This window comes from Oxalicibacterium faecigallinarum (assembly GCF_014635705.1).
GTDB classification, from domain to species: domain Bacteria; phylum Pseudomonadota; class Gammaproteobacteria; order Burkholderiales; family Burkholderiaceae_D; genus Oxalicibacterium; species Oxalicibacterium faecigallinarum.
In genome coordinates, this window is record NZ_BMDI01000002.1 from 393,082 (window position 1) to 410,585 (window position 17,504).

A 17,504-nucleotide genomic window follows, 5' to 3' on the forward strand; every position below is an offset into this window, starting at 1 on the left:
TTTTGGGTAGACAGATATCAGGATTCAGTGACCTTCTTGACGACGGCATAGCGCTGCAAGGTTCGGGCGCGTGCCTCTTCATGCTGGATGATGGGTTTGGGATAGTTTTCTCCCAGCACCACGCCGGCTGTTTGCAGCGACGTTGGCGCCGCTTTCCATGGCGCATGAATGTGCTTGTTCGATAGCTGGGCGAGTTGCGGCAGATAGCGACGGATGAACTTGCCATCCGCATCGAACTTCTCGGATTGTGTAACCGGATTGAAGATGCGGAAATACGGTTGCGCATCACAGCCAGAAGACGCGGCCCATTGCCAGCCGCCATTATTGGCAGACAGATCGAAGTCATTCAGTTTTTCTGCAAAATAGCGTTCGCCCCAGCGCCAGTCGATGCCCAGATCCTTGATGAGAAAAGACGCGACAACCATGCGCAAGCGATTGTGCATGTAGCCGGTTTGGTTGATCTGGGCCATTGCGGCATCGACCAGTGGATAGCCTGTGCGTCCTTCGCACCACGCTGCGAACAGCGCTTCGGCATGTTTGCCGCTTTCCCATTTGATGGCGTCATAAGCGGGTTTGAAGGCATGGGTTTCAACATGCGGATGGTGGTGCAGGATCATGAAATAGAACTCGCGCCAGATCAGTTCCGACAGCCAGGTGGCCGCGCCGGAATTGCCTGCGCCATTGCCGGCTCGCATGGTGAGCAAAGCGCGACGGACAAGGGCGCGCGTCGATACGGTACCGAAACGTAAATGGACTGACAGATAGGACGGCCCTTTGACTGCCGGAAAATCACGGGTCTGATGATACTGGGACATGCGTTCGCCAAAGTCGTCAAGCAGCATCTGACCGCCATTCATACCTGTCGGTATCTTCAGTTCATGCAGATTGGATGGCGTAAAGCCGAGTTCCTTGAGCGATGGCATATGCTGCAAGGCTTTGGGGGCTGCTGCGAGCTGTCCTTGTTGCGACTCGGTGTCGTAGGCCTGCAACCAGGCGTCTTCCGGTCCTGTATGCAGTTTCTTCAGCCAGGCATTCTTGTAGGGGGTGAACACGGAAAAAGGCGTGCCGGATTGCGACAAAACCTCGTCACACTCAAAGATGACCTGATCCTTGAATGTGTAGAGTGCACGTCCAGCTTTGTTGAGTGCCGTCGCGACATTCTGGTCGCGTTTGATGGCAGCCGGTTCGTAGTCGCGGTTGGCGAAAACGGCATCGGCGCCAAGGGCCTGTGCCAATTCTGGAATTGCACGCTCTGCCGCGGCATGCAGGACGATCAGTTCGCCCCCCATTTCTTGCAAGGCGGCACGAAGTTCCGTCAGGCTGGCATGGATGAAGTCGATACGTCTGTCCGGTCTGGGCAGATCGTCTAGAATGGCGCGGTCAAAAATGAAGGCGCAATAGACTTGCCGACTTTGTGCGAGGGCGTGATGCAATGCGGCATGATCGAAATGACGCAGATCGCGTCGGAACCACACCAGTGCGGTGTCGAATGTGGGCATGATCGGTTTCAAATGACAATTTGGTCGGGGCGGCGGCACGTCGAAAAGCGGGTTTTCTGTATGCCGCCGGACGGACAGGCAGGCCAAAAACGGCCTGACCGATTGTGCAAAACTGCTAAAATAGCGGCCATGCCGAAGCAACGCAAGACCAGCAATTCTCCCTCTGATCCGGGTTCTCTCCCGGAATTCCCTGATTTTTCCTCCAGTTCCGACGATCGGCCGGCAGGCTTGAGTCTGGCAGACCATTTTCTGATTGCCATGCCCGCCATGCAGGATCCCGTTTTTGGCGGGACAGTTGTGTATCTGTGCGAGCACAATACGAGCGGTGCCTTGGGCGTCATCATCAACAAGCCGACGGACATGACGGTGGAGAACCTGTTGAGTCGGATTGATCTGAAGCTGGAAATCGCGCCCGAACCATCCGCGCCGCACGACATGGTGCTGTATGGCGGGCCGGTACAGTCTGATCGCGGTTTTGTCCTGCATGTGCCGCAGGGCGTGTTTTCGTCCACCATGGCCGTGACCGAGACGGTCGCCATGACGACGTCCAAGGATATTCTGGAAGCAGTGGCGCGCGGCGAAGGCCCTGACCAGATGCTGGTCAGTCTGGGCTGTGCGGGTTGGGGTGCCGGCCAGCTTGAGGACGAGATTGCTCGCAATGGCTGGCTGACAGTCCGGGCAGACAGCACGATCCTGTTCGATCTGCCTTTGGAAAAACGTTTTACTGCCGCTCTCAAGTTGCTGGGTATCGATCCGCTGATGTTGAGTGCGGAGGCTGGTCATGCGTAAGATGGCAGAGAGCGTCTTGCTCTGATGGAAACGGTGCTCGGTTTTGATTTTGGGCTGAAGCGGATTGGTGTTGCCGTGGGCAATACGGTGCTCAGACAGGCACAACCGCTGGCCGTGATTCGTGCGGCGACCAATGACGGCAAGTTTGCCGAGTTGGGCGCGTTGATCAGGGAGTGGCAGCCAGCCTTGTGCGTCGTCGGCTTGCCGCGTCATCCTGACGGTGCCGAGCATGAAATGACCGTGCGCTGCCGTCGTTTCGCCAACCAGTTGCATGGGCGTTTTGATGTACCAACCGTACTGGTGGACGAGCGGTATTCGTCTGCCGTGATTTCTTACCAACGTGGCGAAACGATCGACGATCGTGCGGCCGCAATCATCCTTCAACAATATTTCGATGACGAATCCCAATCCTGATTTCGACGCCGAGGCGATGTATGCGACCTTGCTGCAACAGGTCAAATCCGGCCTGGCACAGGTCGAGAACGTCGCCATTGTCGGCATTCATTCCGGTGGTGCCTGGCTGGCAGAAAGACTGGCTGCCGATCTGCAACTGACGGATCGACTCGGCTTTATCGACGTGTCGTTTCATCGCGACGATTACGCAGAAAAAGGCTTGAAGGTGGATGTCAAATCGACGCAGATCGCTTTTGATGTCGAAGGGGCAACGGTCGTGCTGGTCGACGATGTGCTCTATACCGGTCGTACGACACGTGCAGCGATCAATGAGCTATTTGACTATGGCCGTCCGGCGCGTGTGATGCTGGCAGCATTGGCGGATCGCGGTGGACGTGAATTGCCGGTCGCTGCCGATTTTGTGGCGCAAACCATTTCCATTCCCGACCAGCGTCAGCTGGTCTTGCAACGGGCCGACGATGGCCGTTTTTCCCTGACGGTGGATCATGCTTAATCCGCAATTGAACAAGAATGGTGAGTTGCAGCATTTGCTCACCATCGAAGGCCTGCCCAAGGCACACATTCTGCACATTCTCGATACGGCCTCTTCCTTTGTCAGCATTGGTGATCGCGAGGTGAAGAAGGTGCCGCTGATGCGTGGCAAGAGTGTCTTCAATCTGTTTTTTGAAAACTCGACCCGCACACGCACGACATTTGAGATTGCAGCCAAGCGACTGTCTGCCGATGTCATCAATCTGAATATCGCGGCGTCCAGCTCGAGCAAGGGCGAGTCGCTGCTCGATACGATCGACAATCTGTCGGCCATGCATGCGGACATGTTTGTGGTGCGACATTCGCAATCGGGCGCACCGTATCTGATTGCCAAGCATCTCAATGACACCAAACAGCATCATGTACGTGTCGTGAACGCCGGGGATGGTCGTCACGCGCACCCGACGCAGGGTTTGCTGGATATGTACACCATCCGCCACTACAAGAAGGATTTCAGCAATCTGAAAGTGGCGATAGTGGGCGATATTCTGCATAGCCGCGTGGCGCGTTCCGATATCCATGCCTTGACAACGCTGGGTGTGCCGGAGGTGCGGGCGATCGGACCGCGTACCTTGTTACCGAGTGGACTGGAGCAGCTCGGTGTGCGTGTCTTCACCGATATCAACAAGGGCTTGAAGGACGTCGATGTCATCATCATGCTGCGTTTGCAGAACGAACGCATGAGTGGCGCCTTGCTGCCATCGGCGCAGGAGTTCTTCAAGAGCTATGGCCTGACGATTGAACGTTTGGCGCTGGCCAAGCCTGATGCGATCGTCATGCATCCGGGACCAATGAACCGTGGTGTCGAGATCGAATCGGCGGTTGCCGATGGCACGCAAGCCGTGATTCTGCCGCAGGTGACCTTTGGTATCGCGGTACGGATGGCGGTGATGAGTATTTTGGCGGGAAATTAAACGATGAAGATCCATATCAAGAATGGTCATCTGGTCGATCCGGCAAACGGCATCGATGCACAGCAGGACGTTTATATCGCAGCGGGAAAAGTGGTTGGCATCGGTCAGGCGCCGGAAGGTTTCGCTGCCAGCAAGGTGATTGATGCAACTGGCTTGATCGTGGCCCCGGGCCTCGTCGATTTGAGCGCGCGTCTGCGCGAGCCTGGGTATGAACACAAGGCTACGCTGGAATCCGAAATGCAGGCGGCAGTGCAGGGTGGTGTGACGAGCCTGGTTTGTCCGCCGGATACGGATCCCGTGCTGGATGAGCCGGGTCTGGTTGAGATGCTCAAGCATCGCGCACGCTTGTTGAATCAGGCGCACGTTTATCCATTGGGTGCATTGACGACGAAGCTGGAAGGCAAGTCACTGACAGAGATGGCTGAGCTGACCGATGCCGGTTGTATCGGCTTTTCGCAGGCTGATCAGCCGATTCTGGATACCACCGTTCTGTTGCGTGCATTGCAGTATGCGAAGACATTCGACTTCACGGTCTGGTTGCGTCCGCAGGATCCGCATTTGGGACGTAGCGGTGTGGCCCATAGTGGGCCAGTCGCGTCCCGCCTTGGTTTGTCCGGTGTACCCGTGATGGCTGAGACGGTTGCCTTGCATACGATTCTTGAACTCGTCCGTGTCACAGGGGCACGCGTGCATCTGTGCCGCATGTCGACAGCGGCGGGGCTGGAACTGGTGCGGGCTGCAAAGAAAGAGGGCTTGCCGATTACCTGTGACGTGGGTGCGCATCACGTGCACATGACGGAGATGGATATCGGCTTCTTTGATTCCAATGCGCGCCTGAATCCGCCGCTGCGCGGCCAGCGTGATCGTGATGCGATTCGTGCCGGTCTGCTGGATGGCACGGTTGATGTGATCTGTTCTGATCACACGCCTGTTGACGATGATGAAAAATTGCTGCCGTTCGGTGAAGCGTCACCCGGTGCAACAGGATTGGAATTGCTGCTTTCCCTCGCATTGAAGTGGGGGGAAGAATGTGCAGAGCCTAAAAAAGCGGTAGCGCAGGCCATTGCCAAAGTCACCAGTGACGCTGCGCGCATCGTCGGTTTGCAGGCCGGTCAGTTGGGCGTTGGCAGTGTCGCCGATGTCTGTCTGTTTGATCCTGCAGTGCATTGGAAAGTGGAGGCTGCCGCACTGGCTAGTCAGGGCAAGCACACACCGTTTGTCGGTTACGAGCTGGCAGGTCAGGTCAAGGCCACGATCGTTGCAGGTCACATCGCGTTTCAGCGTTGAGACTTTGTTGCGCGCACATGCCGGTATCCAGAAAGGCTGACTAGCGTGATCATGTGGCCTTTTCTGCGCGTCATTCTCCACCTGCTGCAGGGATTGGCAACCAGCGCCATTGTCTTTCCGCTGGTCAGTGCGGCCCGTCGTGAAGCGCTCGTCAAACATTGGTCACGCGGGCTGTTGCGTATCTTGCGCGTACGCGTCGATCATCATGTTTCTGATGTGCCGTCAGACAAACGCTCTGTGCTGGTGGTCGCCAATCATGTGTCGTGGCTGGATATCTTCGTCATCAATTCCGTACAACCCTGCCACTTCGTCGCCAAGGCAGACATCCGCAGCTGGCCTTTGTTGGGATGGTTGTGTGAACAGGCCGGCACGATTTTTATCGCGCGTGGAAAACGGCGCGAGACAAGGCGTGTGCAGGAAGGATTGGTGACGGGACTCTTGCGCGGACAGCGTATCGCTTTTTTTCCGGAAGGGACCACATCGGCGCAAGGTGTGCTCTTGCCGTTTCATTCCAACCTGTTCGAGGCGGCGATCGCTGCTGCCGTACCGATTCAACCTTATGCTGTGCGCTATCTGCATGACAGCGGTGCTTTGCATAAAGCCGCTGATTTTGTCGGCGATACGACGTTCGTCGACAGCATGATGCTGATTCTTAAAGCCCGCGGGATGCGCGCCGAACTCACTGAATTGCCGTTGATCGAAACGACGGACTCGGATCGCCGTGTATTGGCACAACAGGCGCATGCTGCAATTGGCAGTGTGTTGCAAGCCAGGCAGGCTGTCTGATCAGGATTTGCCAGGGCGTTGATGTTGCGGACAATCGACCTGAATCAGTGAGCGATCCTGCAGATTGATCGCTGTCAGTTTTCCTCCCCAGACACAACCTGTATCCAGTCCCAGCAGATTCGGTCGCACTAACAGCCCCAGCGTTGACCAGTGACCGAACACAACGGTTGTGTTCGCGGTACCTCGGTTCGGCATATCGAACCATGGCTGCAAGCCTGCAGGAATTTGCTCAATTCCTTCTGCCGTCTTGAAATCCATCGTGCCATCGCGGTTGCAAAAGCGGATGCGCGTCAAGGCATTGACGATCACCCGCAGGCGATCAATGCCTTGCAGTTCATCATGCCAGCCGGCTGGCGCATTGCCGTACATATTGCGCAGAAAGTCGACCCAGTCATCGCGTTGCAATGCATTTTCCACCTCCCGTGACAGCGCAACCGTTTGTGCGACAGACCATTGCGGCAAAACACCTGCGTGCACAAACAAACGATCGTCTTCTGCAAATGCCAGCGGCTGGTGACGCAACCATGTCAGTAACTCCTCGCGATCATCGGCTTGCAGAATGTCATCCAATGTATCGGATGCGCTGGGTTTTCTGAGCCCGCACGAAACGGCGAGAAGATTGAGATCGTGATTGCCGAGCACGATGCGGGCGCGCGGGCCCAGTGCCTTGATGCGTCGTAATGTGGCGAGTGACGCCGGACCACGATTGACGATATCGCCAACAAAAATCAGTTTTGCATCCGGAGTATGTGTGTCAATGGCATCCAGCAAATGACTTAATTGTCCATTGCAGCCTTGCAGATCACCGATGGCGTAAGTTGTCATGAAAATAATTAAAAGCGACTTTGCCTCGATTGTAGCCTTGATTCGCCATCTGTCAGCCTGACCGTATTGTTTTTGGCTAGTTATCACGCTGGCGTTTTTAATTAAATTCCAAGGCTGGAAAATAAATCAGATTGCGAGTGGCTGGTTTATTTTCAGCCAATTATTAAATAGTGGAGTCGCTTTAAATGAAATGCAGCAATGTCAGGAATTGCAGTCGCAATTGGTCAGGCAGGTGCAGGAACGTTCAGCCATGAGCAGGCGCAGCAATTGCTTGGAGCAATAGGGCAGGATGTTGTTGTAATTTGTGAAACTATTTCGATTGGGACTGGTCTCAATAACGATTTGCCATTGGGAGAAACTTTTAAATAAAGCTCTTTTCGTTTATTCGATCAAATCTTCGATATTTAAAATGAATTCAGGCGAAAAAACGACGCGGCTGTTAAAGTAATCGCCGTTTTGTGTTTTATTTCTCTTATTCATTCAATGTCGTAAAAAAGGAGCCTCTCATGGATTTGTCCGGATTGTCATTGGCCGAACTGTCTGCCTTGCAGGAAAAAATCAAGCAGGAAATCAAAAAGCGTCAAAAGCAGGAAGTTGTTCGCGCACGTGAGCAGATCATTGCGATCGCACAAAGCGTGGGCGTATCGCTTGATGAGTTGCTCGGTTCTGCAGGCAAGACAAAAGTGGTCAAAACCAGAAAACCGGTTGCCGTGCGCTATCGTCATCCGAAGGATGCGTCGTTGCAGTGGACCGGACGTGGTCGTCAGCCACAGTGGGTAAAGGATTGGCTGGCAGGTGGCAATTCGCTCGATTCCATCGGAGTTTGACGATATCTTTGACAGGATTGCGATTTAACATGACAACGCTCACACAGGGAATTTTCAAGGCATACGATATTCGCGGCATCATCGACAAGACTCTCGATGCAGGAATTGCACGGGATATCGGACGGGCCTTTGGTACGGCTGCCCGTGCCAAAGGCGAAAAGACGGTGGTCATCGGTCGCGATGGTCGTCTGTCTGGCCCATCGCTCGCGAAAGCGCTGGCTGAAGGCTTGCAGGCTGCCGGCGTTGATGTCATCGATCTTGGTGTGGTTGCCACGCCGGTACTGTACCTTGCGACGCACAAGCTGGACACGCAATCCGGCATCATGGTCACCGGCAGTCACAATCCGCCGGACTACAACGGTTTCAAGATGGTGTTGTCGGGCGAAGCCATTTACGGCGACGCGATTCAGTCCTTGTACAAGGCAATCGTCGATCAAACCTTCAGTGAAGGTGCAGGCAGTTATCGCACGCATGATATCGCTGCGGATTATCTGAAGCGTATCGTTGATGACGTCAAGCTGGCACGTCCGATGAAGATCGCCGTGGATTGCGGAAACGGTGTGGCAGGTGCATTTGCGGGTGATTTGTATCGTGCGCTCGGTTGTGAAGTCATTGAGCTGTTTTGCGAAGTTGATGGCAATTTCCCGAATCACCATCCCGATCCGGCCCATCCGGAAAATCTGCAGGATCTCATTCGCTGCCTGCAGGAGACCGATGCGGAAATCGGCCTTGCCTTTGATGGTGACGGCGATCGCTTAGGTGTGGTGACCAAGGACGGTCAGATCATTTATCCTGATCGTCAGTTGATGCTGTTTGCCAAGGATGTACTGACACGCCATCCGGGTGAGCAGATTCTGTACGACGTCAAATGCACGCGCCATCTGGCGCCGTGGATTACCGAGAACGGCGGCAAGCCGCTGATGTGGAAAACCGGACACTCGCTGGTCAAGGCCAAGATGCGTGAAACCGGTGCGCCACTTGGTGGCGAGATGAGCGGCCATGTGTTCTTCAAGGATCGCTGGTACGGCTTTGACGATGGCATGTATGCAGGTGCGCGCATGCTCGAATTGCTGAGTCGAGAGAAGGATCCTTCGGCCTTGCTGAATAGTTTGCCGCAATCGACCAGTACGCCGGAACTGCAACTGAAACTGGAGGATGGCGAGAGCTTCCCGCTGATTGCAAAACTGCAGGCAGAAGCCAAGTTCCCGGGTTCCGATCAGACCATTTCGATCGATGGCTTGCGCGTTGAGTATCCGGATGGCTTCGGTCTGGCGCGTTCCTCCAACACGACACCTGTGATTGTCATGCGTTTCGAGGCAGAATCGCAGGCGGCGCTGGAACGTATTCAGGGTGAATTCAAGCGTGTGATCAAGGATGCCAAGCCGGATGCTGTCATGCCGTATTGATGCTGTCTGAACGTAATGAACAAGGCAGTCGAACAAGTGTTCGGCTGCCTTGTTCCTTATGGGTTTCGCAATTCGATGTGTAATGGTGTGTCCGCCGCTGCGGCATAATACGGTTCATGCAGTCTCCGCCAATTTTTCTTCCACGTATCCGATGTGATGCGTCCCTCATACGATGCGACTGATGTATTCGATTGCGTGGTGGCTCGCTCTGCCACTGGTTTTGTTGCGACTCCTGATGCGTGGTCGCAAGGAGCCTGGTTATCGACAACATGTTGCCGAGCGGCTGGGCTGCTACGGCAAGGTCCCGTTGATGTCGAGCGCGCAAGTGCTGTGGGTCCATGCGGTGTCGGTCGGCGAGACGCGTGCTGCACAGCCATTGATCGAAGCATTGCTTGCGCACTTTCCACGGCATGTCGTGTTGCTGACGCATATGACGCCAACCGGTCGAGCAACCGGTCGCGCCTTATTCGAGCATGAGTCGCGTGTCGTGCAAAGCTACCTGCCTTATGACACAGGCTGGATGGTTGCTCGTTTTTTACGTCGCTTCCAACCGCAGTTATGCGTGCTGATGGAAACAGAGGTCTGGCCAAATGTCATGCGCCAATGCAAACGCCATGATGTGCCGGTTGCGCTCGTCAATGCGCGCTTGTCCGAGCGTTCCCTGAAAAAGGCATTGCGCTTGCCCTCGCTTTTTGTCGAGGCGGCACGTGCAATGACAGTTGTTGCAGCGCAGACGGAAAGTGATGCAGCACGTATCCGCCAGCTAGGTGCGCCGTGTGTGCAGGTTACCGGCAGCATCAAGTTCGATATCGTGCCGCCGGACGCAATGCTTGTGCGTGGTGCGCAATTGCGTCGTCGTTTTGGTCCGCGTCCGGTTCTGGTCTGTGCGAACACGCGGGATGGCGAGGAGACCCTGATCCTCGACGCGTTGACGGCGTTGACAATACCCGATGTCCTGCTCCTTATCGTGCCACGTCACCCGCAGCGTTTTGACAGCGTGGCGCAGCAGATCCGTACGCGCGGACTGTCGCTGATGCGCCGTTCCGAATCGGGCGAAGAAGCCGTACCCGCCGATGTGCAGGTGTTCCTTGGTGACTCTATGGGGGAGATGTTTGCTTACTATGCAGCTGCTGATGTGGCTTGTGTATGCGGCAGTTTCCTGCCGCTGGGTGGACACAATCTGATTGAGGCGTGTGCTGTCGGCAAACCGGTCCTGATCGGCCCTTACACGTTCAATTTTGCAGATGCCGCAGACAATGCGATTGCAGAGGGAGCCGCCTTGCGGATGCCTGATGCGACAGCCATGATGGCGCAAGCTGCGCGGCTGCTGATGCATCAGGATGTGCGTGAGGAAATGGGAGAGAACGCATGTCGCTTTGCACGACAGCATGGCGGTGCCACATCACGCACGATGGATTTGCTCGTGCCATTGGTCAGGGCTTCATCAGGCAGAGCAGTGTGAGCCGCGTTATTCAGTGTGCATATCATTGCGCACATCGCAGCAGCTCAGCCATTACTGACGATATTGGTAGGCATGATCGAGCAGACGATTGACTTCCCATTCCAGTCGATCCAATTCGCGATGCAGGCGGTCACGTTCCACTGGTCCGAGCGTACCGTTTGCCTGAAGACGTGCTTCGCGGCGGCTGATATCACGCTGCCGTTGTTGTAGCTGATGCGCTTCGCTCGGCGCGATGAGTCCTGCCGCGATACCACGATTGATACGATCATTGAGTTGGATCTGACGCTGATCAAGTCGCAGTGCGGCGCGTTGCTTGCCGTGGTCGCCATTGAGCTTGCGATCCACATCCAGCCGCATGGCATCCAGATCGCGCCATAGCTGATCCCGCTCGCGAGGTGATGCATGGGGATTCTGTCGATAGCGCATGTCTCTGAACTGGATGTCACGTTCGCGTTGATAAAGGACCCGCGCTTCTTCCGGCGTAATGAACCCATATTCCAGACCGTATTGAATCTGCGCACGAATGTCCTGTTGCGCCTGTTCAAGCGTGACAGTGCTGACACGTTCCGCAGACGCCGGCATCGCACCCATGAGGGATAGCGTCATGCCAAGGAGCAGGGCAATCAATGATGGCTTGCGAAGGTTCATAGCACAACAGGTCCGGTATTAGATGGCGACTCAATGTCTGCCATGACGGCCATGATGGTGGTGATGTCCACGATGGCGGTGGTCATGACGGTAGTGATGACGGTGATAGTGTCGCTCAGGATAGTAGTAACGCGGCGCGACGTAAACCGGGCGTGGCGGCGCAACATAAACGGGTCTTGGATGCGCATACACAGGAGGTGGTGCGACATAGACCGGTGCCGGCACGCCAATGGCCACGTCGACATTGACGCGTGCCATCGCGGGTGCAGCAGAAAAGAAAAGCGTTGCGCCCGCCAGGATTGCCGCCGAGAAGCCGAGAAGTTTTTTCATGATTCATCTCCTTGAGTGGATGAAGTCATTACATAACAGGCGCCCGGCAATAACCACCTTGAAGTGGTAACGATTGTGACCAGATGTTTCCGTTATTTTTTCGTGAGGTAAACATTCCTATTCACGGATTGGCCTGATTGCAGGCTTCCGCAATCCAGCGACCGCTGGTGTTGGCCTGCTCATCGACAGCCACGCCATGCACCAATCCCTTGAAGCTGGTTTTCCCCGTAAAGGTATCAGGCGTATTCAAGGTTGCTTCGACACGCCCCTGTCCTTTGATTTGTGCACCATCACAAATAATGTCAGCGGTCACCTGATTACCGATGCGCTGCGTGTTGCGTGCTTCGCATCCTGACTGGCGATGGTAGCTGGTAGGCAATACATTCTGTTTTGCCATGTCTGGTGTAACGCAAACCCGGGAGCTGGCCGCGCCGTCCTTGATATCCGGCATGACAAACCCATATTGCTTTGCAAGATTGCCAAGTTGACGGCGCTGATCCGGTGGCACCTGCTCAACCAAGCCAAGCAGATTGGAGCTGGCGGTAATTTCCCAGGTGCCGGATCGTAATGGATGGTCTGCAGCGTGAGCGGATAAGGCAATCGATAAAAACGGCAGACACAGTAGTGGTTTCTTCCAGAAAGACATGCATGCTCCAGCAAGTGACAATGTGGTTTGGATAATGCGCTGGCGGGGAGGTTCCAAGACAAGTGTCTGTGGTATGGTATGCACCGATTTGTCTAACCATATTGCAAATCAGTATGAGATATCCCATAAAAATGGGATACGAAAACAAGTAGGAGCAGCCGACAATACGGCAACAAAGGAGAACGCAGCACATGGCAATTGAATTACCACCAAACGTGACAGCACAACGCAAACCGATTTCTGCCACATCTTACGAATATATTTTCCGACACAGCGAACTGGGTCAACTGGGTAGGGTTCTTCTCAGTGTCTGCACCTCAGGTACCTCGCGTTTGACTTGCCTTGTACATGGTAATCCGGGTGAAAAACTGACCGAGCAGCGCCGCGCGATTTTCGAGCCGCTGGCAAAAAAACTGGCCGAGCAGATGCGTTTGACGGCAACCTTTCTCAAAGGACCCGGCGACGCGCAGCCCGCTTTGGCATAAGAAGAAACATACCCCATAAAAAAAGAGGCCGGATGGCCTCTTTTTTGTTTTGCAGTTGGTCTGCTTATGGTGCCGACGTTGCCGGTGTGGTTGGTGCGGCTGCCGTCGCAGTGGTTTCCCGAATACCTCCGCCCAGCGAGCGATACAGATCGACAGCATTGGTCAGACGTAGCAGGCGAATCTGCACCAGTTCCTGTTCGGCGGAAAACAATTCACGTTGTGCATCGAGTACGTCGAGGGAGCTCGCAATACCGTTCTCAAAACGTTGATCCGCAAACTTCATGCGCTCTGCCTGGGCACGCTGCACACGTTCTTGTGCATCCGCCTGCTCATCGAGAAAACCACGTGCGACCAGTGCGTCAGCGACTTCCTGGAAGGCAACCTGAATGGTCTTTTCGTAGTTTGCGACAGCAATGTTTTTGCGCACTTCAGCCAGATTCAGATTGGCCGTATTGCGACCACCCTGGAAGATCGGCAGAACCAATTGCGGTGCAAAAGACCACGCACGCGATCCGCTTTCAAACAAGCCGTCCAGCGAATTGCTCGCCGTGCCCACACCTGCCGTCAGCGAAATGCGCGGGAAGAAAGCGGCACGCGCCGCACCGATATTGGCATTGGCTGCCAGCAGTGTCTGTTCGGCACTGCGAATATCCGGACGTTGCACAAGCAGATCGGATGGCAGGCCTGCTGGCAACTCGGTCACGATGTCTTGCGACGACAATGGTTGCGGAGCGGGCAGATCCGTCAATGGTTGACCGACCAGTACGGTCAATGCGTTCCATGCCTGCGCACGCTGACGCGCCACGCTGGCTGCGGTAACGCGAGCGGTCTGCAACAAGGCTTCGTTCTGCTGCAGATCAAGCGCCGAGGTTGCGCCTACGTCAAAGCGCTGCTTGGCCAGCTCGTAACCTTTGGCACGACTTTCCAGCGTGCGACGCGCCAGTTCTTCCTGTTCAGCAAAGGCACGTTCGTTCAGATAGGCCTTCGCGACTTCTGAAATCAGACTGAGCTGCGCCGATACGCGCGCTTCTTCGGTAGAGAGATAGCTTGCCAGCGCGGCATCGCTAAGACTTTTTACGCGACCGAAGAAATCGAGTTCAAAGGAGGCTAGCGACACACCAACCTGATAATTGCTGGTGACGACGCTTTGGCCAAACTGATTGACGGAGGCAGGCGTGCGGCCGCGGTTGCCGGTTGCCGTACCATTCAGGTTCGGTACGCGATCGGCCTGCACGATGTTGTACTGCGCGCGCGCTTCTTCAATACGTAACGCGGCAACACGAAGGTCACGATTGTTTTCCAGTGCACGACCGATCAGTGTCTGAAGACGTGCATCGTGGAAAAAATCACGCCAGCCAGTTTCGGCTGCGCTGCGCTGAGCGCCTTGCGCTTCTCGATGCTCCGGGTAGCTTGCCGCTACCGGTGCATCGGGACGCGTGTACTTGGGTGCCATCGAGCAAGCGCTCAGGACGCCGACAGCCAGCAGCGTCAATGTGATTTGCTTCATCATATTTCTTCATCCTCATTGCGCGGCTTGTTGGCCGCATACATGCGACGTTGACGTTCGCTACCCTTGAACAACTTGCGGACGACCACGAAGAACACAGGGACCAGGAACACCGCCAGGACGGTTGCCGTGATCATGCCGCCCATCACGCCGGTACCGATCGCGCGCTGGCTGGCAGAGCCTGCGCCCGAGGCAATTACCAGTGGCAGCACCCCGAGGATGAACGCCAGCGAAGTCATGATGATCGGACGGAAACGCAGGTGAACCGCTTCCAGCGTCGCTTCGATCAGTCCCTTGCCTTGTGCCTGCAGGTCTTTCGCAAATTCGATGATCAGAATCGCGTTCTTGGCCGATAGCCCGACAACCGTAATCATGCCGACCTTGAAGTACACGTCATTCGGCATCCCCCGCAACGTCACGCCCAGCAGTGCGCCCAGAATACCAAGCGGCACCACCAGCATGACCGCAAATGGAATCGAGGTGCTTTCATACAGTGCAGCCAACACCAGGAAGACGGCGATCAGCGACAGTGCATACAGTGCCGGTGCCTGATCGCCCGAGGTTTTCTCTTCCAGCGACTGACCTGTCCATTCGAAGCCGAAGCCCGGTGGCAGTTTGGTCATCAGGTTTTCCATCTCCGTCATGGCATCGCCCGTGCTGTAGCCTGGTTTGGTCGCACCTGAAATCTTCATTGCCGGATAGCCGTTGTAACGAATCAGTTGCACCGGACCGGTAATCCATTTCGACGTCACGAAGGACGAGAAAGGCACCATGTTGCCGGACGAGCTACGTGCATAAAGATTTTTCAGATCTTCCGGTTGCAGACGACGTGGCGAATCGGCTTGTACGATCACACGCTGTTGACGACCCTGATTCGGGAAGTCATTCACGTAAGACGAGCCCAGCAGAGTCGACAGCGTCGTATTGATGGCATCGAACGTCACGCCCAGCGAATTGGCCTTGTCGCGATCAATGTCGAGTTGCAGCTGCGGCGCATCTTCCAGACCTTCAGGGCGTACGCCTGCCAGTACCGGACTTTGCGCTGCCAGCCCCAGCAATTGATTGCGTGCGGCGACCAATGCTTCATGTCCCTGACCCGAACGATCTTGCAGACGGAAGGTGAAGCCCGTGGCGTTACCCAATTCGCGGATCGGAGGCGGGTTCAGCGGGAACACGATGGCATCCTTGATCTGGGAGAAGGTGCCGAACGCCTTGGCGGCGATTTCATCAGCCGACTCGCCCTTGCCACGTTCTTTCCAGTCCTTGAACGGCGTAAAGACGATACCGGCATTCTGGCCGTTACCCGAGAAGCTGAAGCCCGTAATTGCCACCACGTGCTGGACCGCTGGCTCGTTCAGATAGAAGTTTTCAATCTGCTTGATGACCTCGAGCGTACGCGCCTGGCTCGCGCCGGCAGGCAATTCGACGTTGGTCACGATATAGCCCTGATCTTCGTTCGGCAGGAACGAGGCTGGCAGACGTGCGTACAGCAATGCAACGCAGCCGATGATCAGGCCGTATACCACCATCCAGCGACCGGTCTTGGTCAGCATGCGGGAGACGAAACTTTGGTAGCCGGTCGTCGTGCTGTTGAACTTGCGATTGAACCAGCCAAAGAAGCCACGTTTTTCGTGATGCTGGCCTTTTTCGATCGGTTTGAGGATTGTTGCGCACAGCGCCGGTGTCAAGGTGAACGCCATCAGTACCGAGAACACCATCGATGCGGCGATGGCCAGCGAAAACTGACGATAGATCGCTCCAACGGCACCACCGAAGAATGCCATCGGGATGAACACGGCAATCAGCCAGCGTAATACCCACCAGCGCACCGGAGATCTGCCCCATGGCCTTGCGTGTTGCATCGCGTGGCGAGAGCCCTTCCTCGGCCATGATACGTTCGACGTTTTCCACCACCACGATCGCATCATCGACCAGGATACCGATCGACAGCACCATACCAAACATGGTCAGCACGTTGATGGAAAAACCAAACAGCATCATCGTGGCGAATGTACCTGCCAACGCAACCGGCACCACAATCGTCGGGATGATCGTGTAGCGAATGTTCTGCAGGAACAGGAACATCACCAGGAACACCAGGATGATGGCTTCGATGAGGGTCTTGACCACTTCTTCGATCGAGATCTGCACGAACTTCGACGTGTCGTAAGGAATCTCGTACTTCACGCCAGCAGGGAAGTAGCGCGACAGTTCGTCCATCTTGGCGTGGACCAGCTTGGCAGTTTCCAGCGCATTGGCCGTCGGCGACAGCTGCACACCGATGAACGAGGTCGGATTGCCGTTCAAGCGACCCGAGGTCGCATACTGCTGTCCACCGATTTCGACACGGGCAACGTCGCGCAAGCGCACCGTCGAACCATCACGATTGGCGCGCAGCACAATCTTGCCGAACTCTTCCGGGCTGGTCATCTGGCCATTGACGACCACCGTAGCCGCATACTGCTGGTCGCTATTGCTTGGCAGTTCACCCAGCGTACCGCCTGCGACCAGTGCATTTTGTGCACGGATGGCAGCAGTGACTTCGGCAGGTGTCAGATTCAGTCCAACGAGTTTGTTCGGATCGACCCAGATACGCATCGCGCGTTCGGTGCCGAACAACTGGGCCTGACCTACGCCCTTGACGCGACGGATTTCATTGAGCACGTTACGCGACAGGTAGTCACCCAATGCGATCGGATCCAGCGAATTGTCGGTCGACGACAAGCCGATGAACAGCAGGAAGTTGCTGCGTGATTTAGTGACTTGCACGCCCTGTTGCGTCACGACGGAAGGCAGGCGAGCCTCGACACGCTTGAGGCGGTTCTGTACATCGACGGCTGCCAGATCGGGATTGGTTTCCGGCGTAAACGTCACCGTGATCTGTACCTGGCCGTTGGCCTGACTTTGCGATTCGACATACATCAGACCGTCAGCGCCGTTCATTTCCTGTTCGATCAGCGAGGTAACACTGTCATCCAGTGTTTGCGCAGTCGCGCCAGGATAGTTGGCGGTAACGACGATAGCCGGCGGGGCGATGTTTGGATACTGCGATACCGGCAAAAACTTGATGGCTAGTCCGCCCGCGAGCAGGATGAAGATCGCCAGTACCCACGCGAATACCGGGCGATCAATAAAAAATTTACCCATT

The 17,504-nt window shown here is 55.6% G+C and carries 17 protein-coding genes and 1 pseudogene; 11 read left to right on the top strand and 7 right to left on the bottom strand.

The genetic code is table 11. The annotated features are described in order from the left end of the window. Positions 1–17: 17 nt before the first annotated feature. Positions 18–1,499 (bottom strand): cryptochrome/photolyase family protein, encoded by a 1,482-nt coding sequence (locus IEV29_RS11900; protein ID WP_188381509.1) that lies wholly within the window; start codon positions 1,497–1,499, stop codon positions 18–20. A gap of 129 nt (positions 1,500–1,628) precedes the next feature. On the opposite strand from IEV29_RS11900, the gene IEV29_RS11905 reads away from it, so the two are divergent. From IEV29_RS11905 to IEV29_RS11930, 6 genes are read left to right on the top strand one after another with little or no spacing between them, the layout of a single operon-like run. Beyond that, positions 1,629–2,288 carry a YqgE/AlgH family protein gene (locus tag IEV29_RS11905; RefSeq protein ID WP_188381510.1) on the top strand — a complete coding sequence of 220 codons (660 nt, stop codon included), beginning with the start codon at positions 1,629–1,631 and terminating at the stop codon, positions 2,286–2,288. A gap of 24 nt (positions 2,289–2,312) precedes the next feature. Then, positions 2,313–2,702 carry a Holliday junction resolvase RuvX gene (gene ruvX, locus IEV29_RS11910; protein WP_188381511.1) on the top strand — a complete coding sequence of 130 codons (390 nt, stop codon included), beginning with the start codon at positions 2,313–2,315 and terminating at the stop codon, positions 2,700–2,702. Continuing rightward, a complete protein-coding gene (gene pyrR / locus IEV29_RS11915) occupies positions 2,683–3,195 on the top strand; it encodes a bifunctional pyr operon transcriptional regulator/uracil phosphoribosyltransferase PyrR (RefSeq protein ID WP_188381512.1) in 513 nt (170 codons plus the stop codon). Before ruvX ends, pyrR begins: the two co-directional genes overlap by 20 nt. Next, the gene (locus IEV29_RS11920; protein WP_188381513.1) at positions 3,188–4,147 is read left to right on the top strand and encodes an aspartate carbamoyltransferase catalytic subunit; all 960 of its coding nucleotides are present in this window, start codon (positions 3,188–3,190) and stop codon (positions 4,145–4,147) included. The genes pyrR and IEV29_RS11920 overlap by 8 nt, the downstream gene beginning before the upstream one ends. A 3-nt stretch (positions 4,148–4,150) precedes the next feature. Beyond that, complete coding sequence (locus tag IEV29_RS11925) at positions 4,151–5,434, top strand: dihydroorotase (RefSeq protein WP_188381514.1); 1,284 nt, start codon at positions 4,151–4,153, stop codon at positions 5,432–5,434. A gap of 51 nt (positions 5,435–5,485) precedes the next feature. Beyond that, entirely contained in the window at positions 5,486–6,220 is a 735-nt protein-coding gene (locus tag IEV29_RS11930) for a lysophospholipid acyltransferase family protein (protein ID WP_308632726.1), read from the top strand. On the opposite strand, the gene IEV29_RS11935 is transcribed toward IEV29_RS11930, so the two are convergent. Beyond that, positions 6,221–7,045, bottom strand: a complete 825-nt coding sequence (locus IEV29_RS11935; RefSeq protein ID WP_188381516.1) for a symmetrical bis(5'-nucleosyl)-tetraphosphatase — start codon at positions 7,043–7,045, stop codon at positions 6,221–6,223. It lies immediately after the preceding gene. 198 nt (positions 7,046–7,243) lie between these two features. Here IEV29_RS11935 and IEV29_RS11940 point away from each other — a divergent pair, with 198 nt between their 5' ends. From IEV29_RS11940 to waaA, 4 genes are all read left to right on the top strand, one after another. Then, positions 7,244–7,414 (top strand): hypothetical protein, encoded by a 171-nt coding sequence (locus tag IEV29_RS11940; protein ID WP_188381517.1) that lies wholly within the window; start codon positions 7,244–7,246, stop codon positions 7,412–7,414. A gap of 137 nt (positions 7,415–7,551) precedes the next feature. After that, positions 7,552–7,872: an H-NS histone family protein gene (locus tag IEV29_RS11945; protein WP_188381518.1), complete on the top strand. Its 321-nt coding sequence runs from the start codon at positions 7,552–7,554 to the stop codon at positions 7,870–7,872. Between the two features lie 29 nt (positions 7,873–7,901). Further along, entirely contained in the window at positions 7,902–9,278 is a 1,377-nt protein-coding gene (locus tag IEV29_RS11950; protein ID WP_188381519.1) for a phosphomannomutase/phosphoglucomutase, read from the top strand. A gap of 172 nt (positions 9,279–9,450) precedes the next feature. Further along, on the top strand, positions 9,451–10,740 hold the full coding sequence (gene waaA, locus IEV29_RS11955; protein ID WP_188381520.1) for a lipid IV(A) 3-deoxy-D-manno-octulosonic acid transferase: 1,290 nt from the start codon (positions 9,451–9,453) through the stop codon (positions 10,738–10,740). 51 nt (positions 10,741–10,791) lie between these two features. On the opposite strand, the gene IEV29_RS11960 is transcribed toward waaA, so the two are convergent. From IEV29_RS11960 to IEV29_RS11970, 3 genes are all read right to left on the bottom strand, one after another. Next, entirely contained in the window at positions 10,792–11,346 is a 555-nt protein-coding gene (locus tag IEV29_RS11960; RefSeq protein ID WP_188381521.1) for a hypothetical protein, read from the bottom strand. 72 nt (positions 11,347–11,418) lie between these two features. Then, on the bottom strand, positions 11,419–11,718 hold the full coding sequence (locus IEV29_RS11965) for a hypothetical protein (RefSeq protein ID WP_188381522.1): 300 nt from the start codon (positions 11,716–11,718) through the stop codon (positions 11,419–11,421). A 121-nt stretch (positions 11,719–11,839) separates the two neighbouring features. Beyond that, positions 11,840–12,364, bottom strand: a complete 525-nt coding sequence (locus IEV29_RS11970) for a DUF3617 domain-containing protein (protein WP_188381523.1) — start codon at positions 12,362–12,364, stop codon at positions 11,840–11,842. A 191-nt stretch (positions 12,365–12,555) separates the two neighbouring features. Between IEV29_RS11970 and IEV29_RS11975 the strand changes: the two genes are divergently transcribed. Further along, a complete protein-coding gene (locus tag IEV29_RS11975; protein ID WP_188381524.1) occupies positions 12,556–12,849 on the top strand; it encodes a hypothetical protein in 294 nt (97 codons plus the stop codon). Between the two features lie 64 nt (positions 12,850–12,913). On the opposite strand, the gene IEV29_RS11980 is transcribed toward IEV29_RS11975, so the two are convergent. Continuing rightward, entirely contained in the window at positions 12,914–14,359 is a 1,446-nt protein-coding gene (locus IEV29_RS11980; protein ID WP_308632727.1) for an efflux transporter outer membrane subunit, read from the bottom strand. Continuing rightward, a pseudogene (locus IEV29_RS11985) lies at positions 14,356–17,503 on the bottom strand (efflux RND transporter permease subunit). Before IEV29_RS11985 ends, IEV29_RS11980 begins: the two are co-directional and overlap by 4 nt. Position 17,504: the final 1 nt, after the last annotated feature.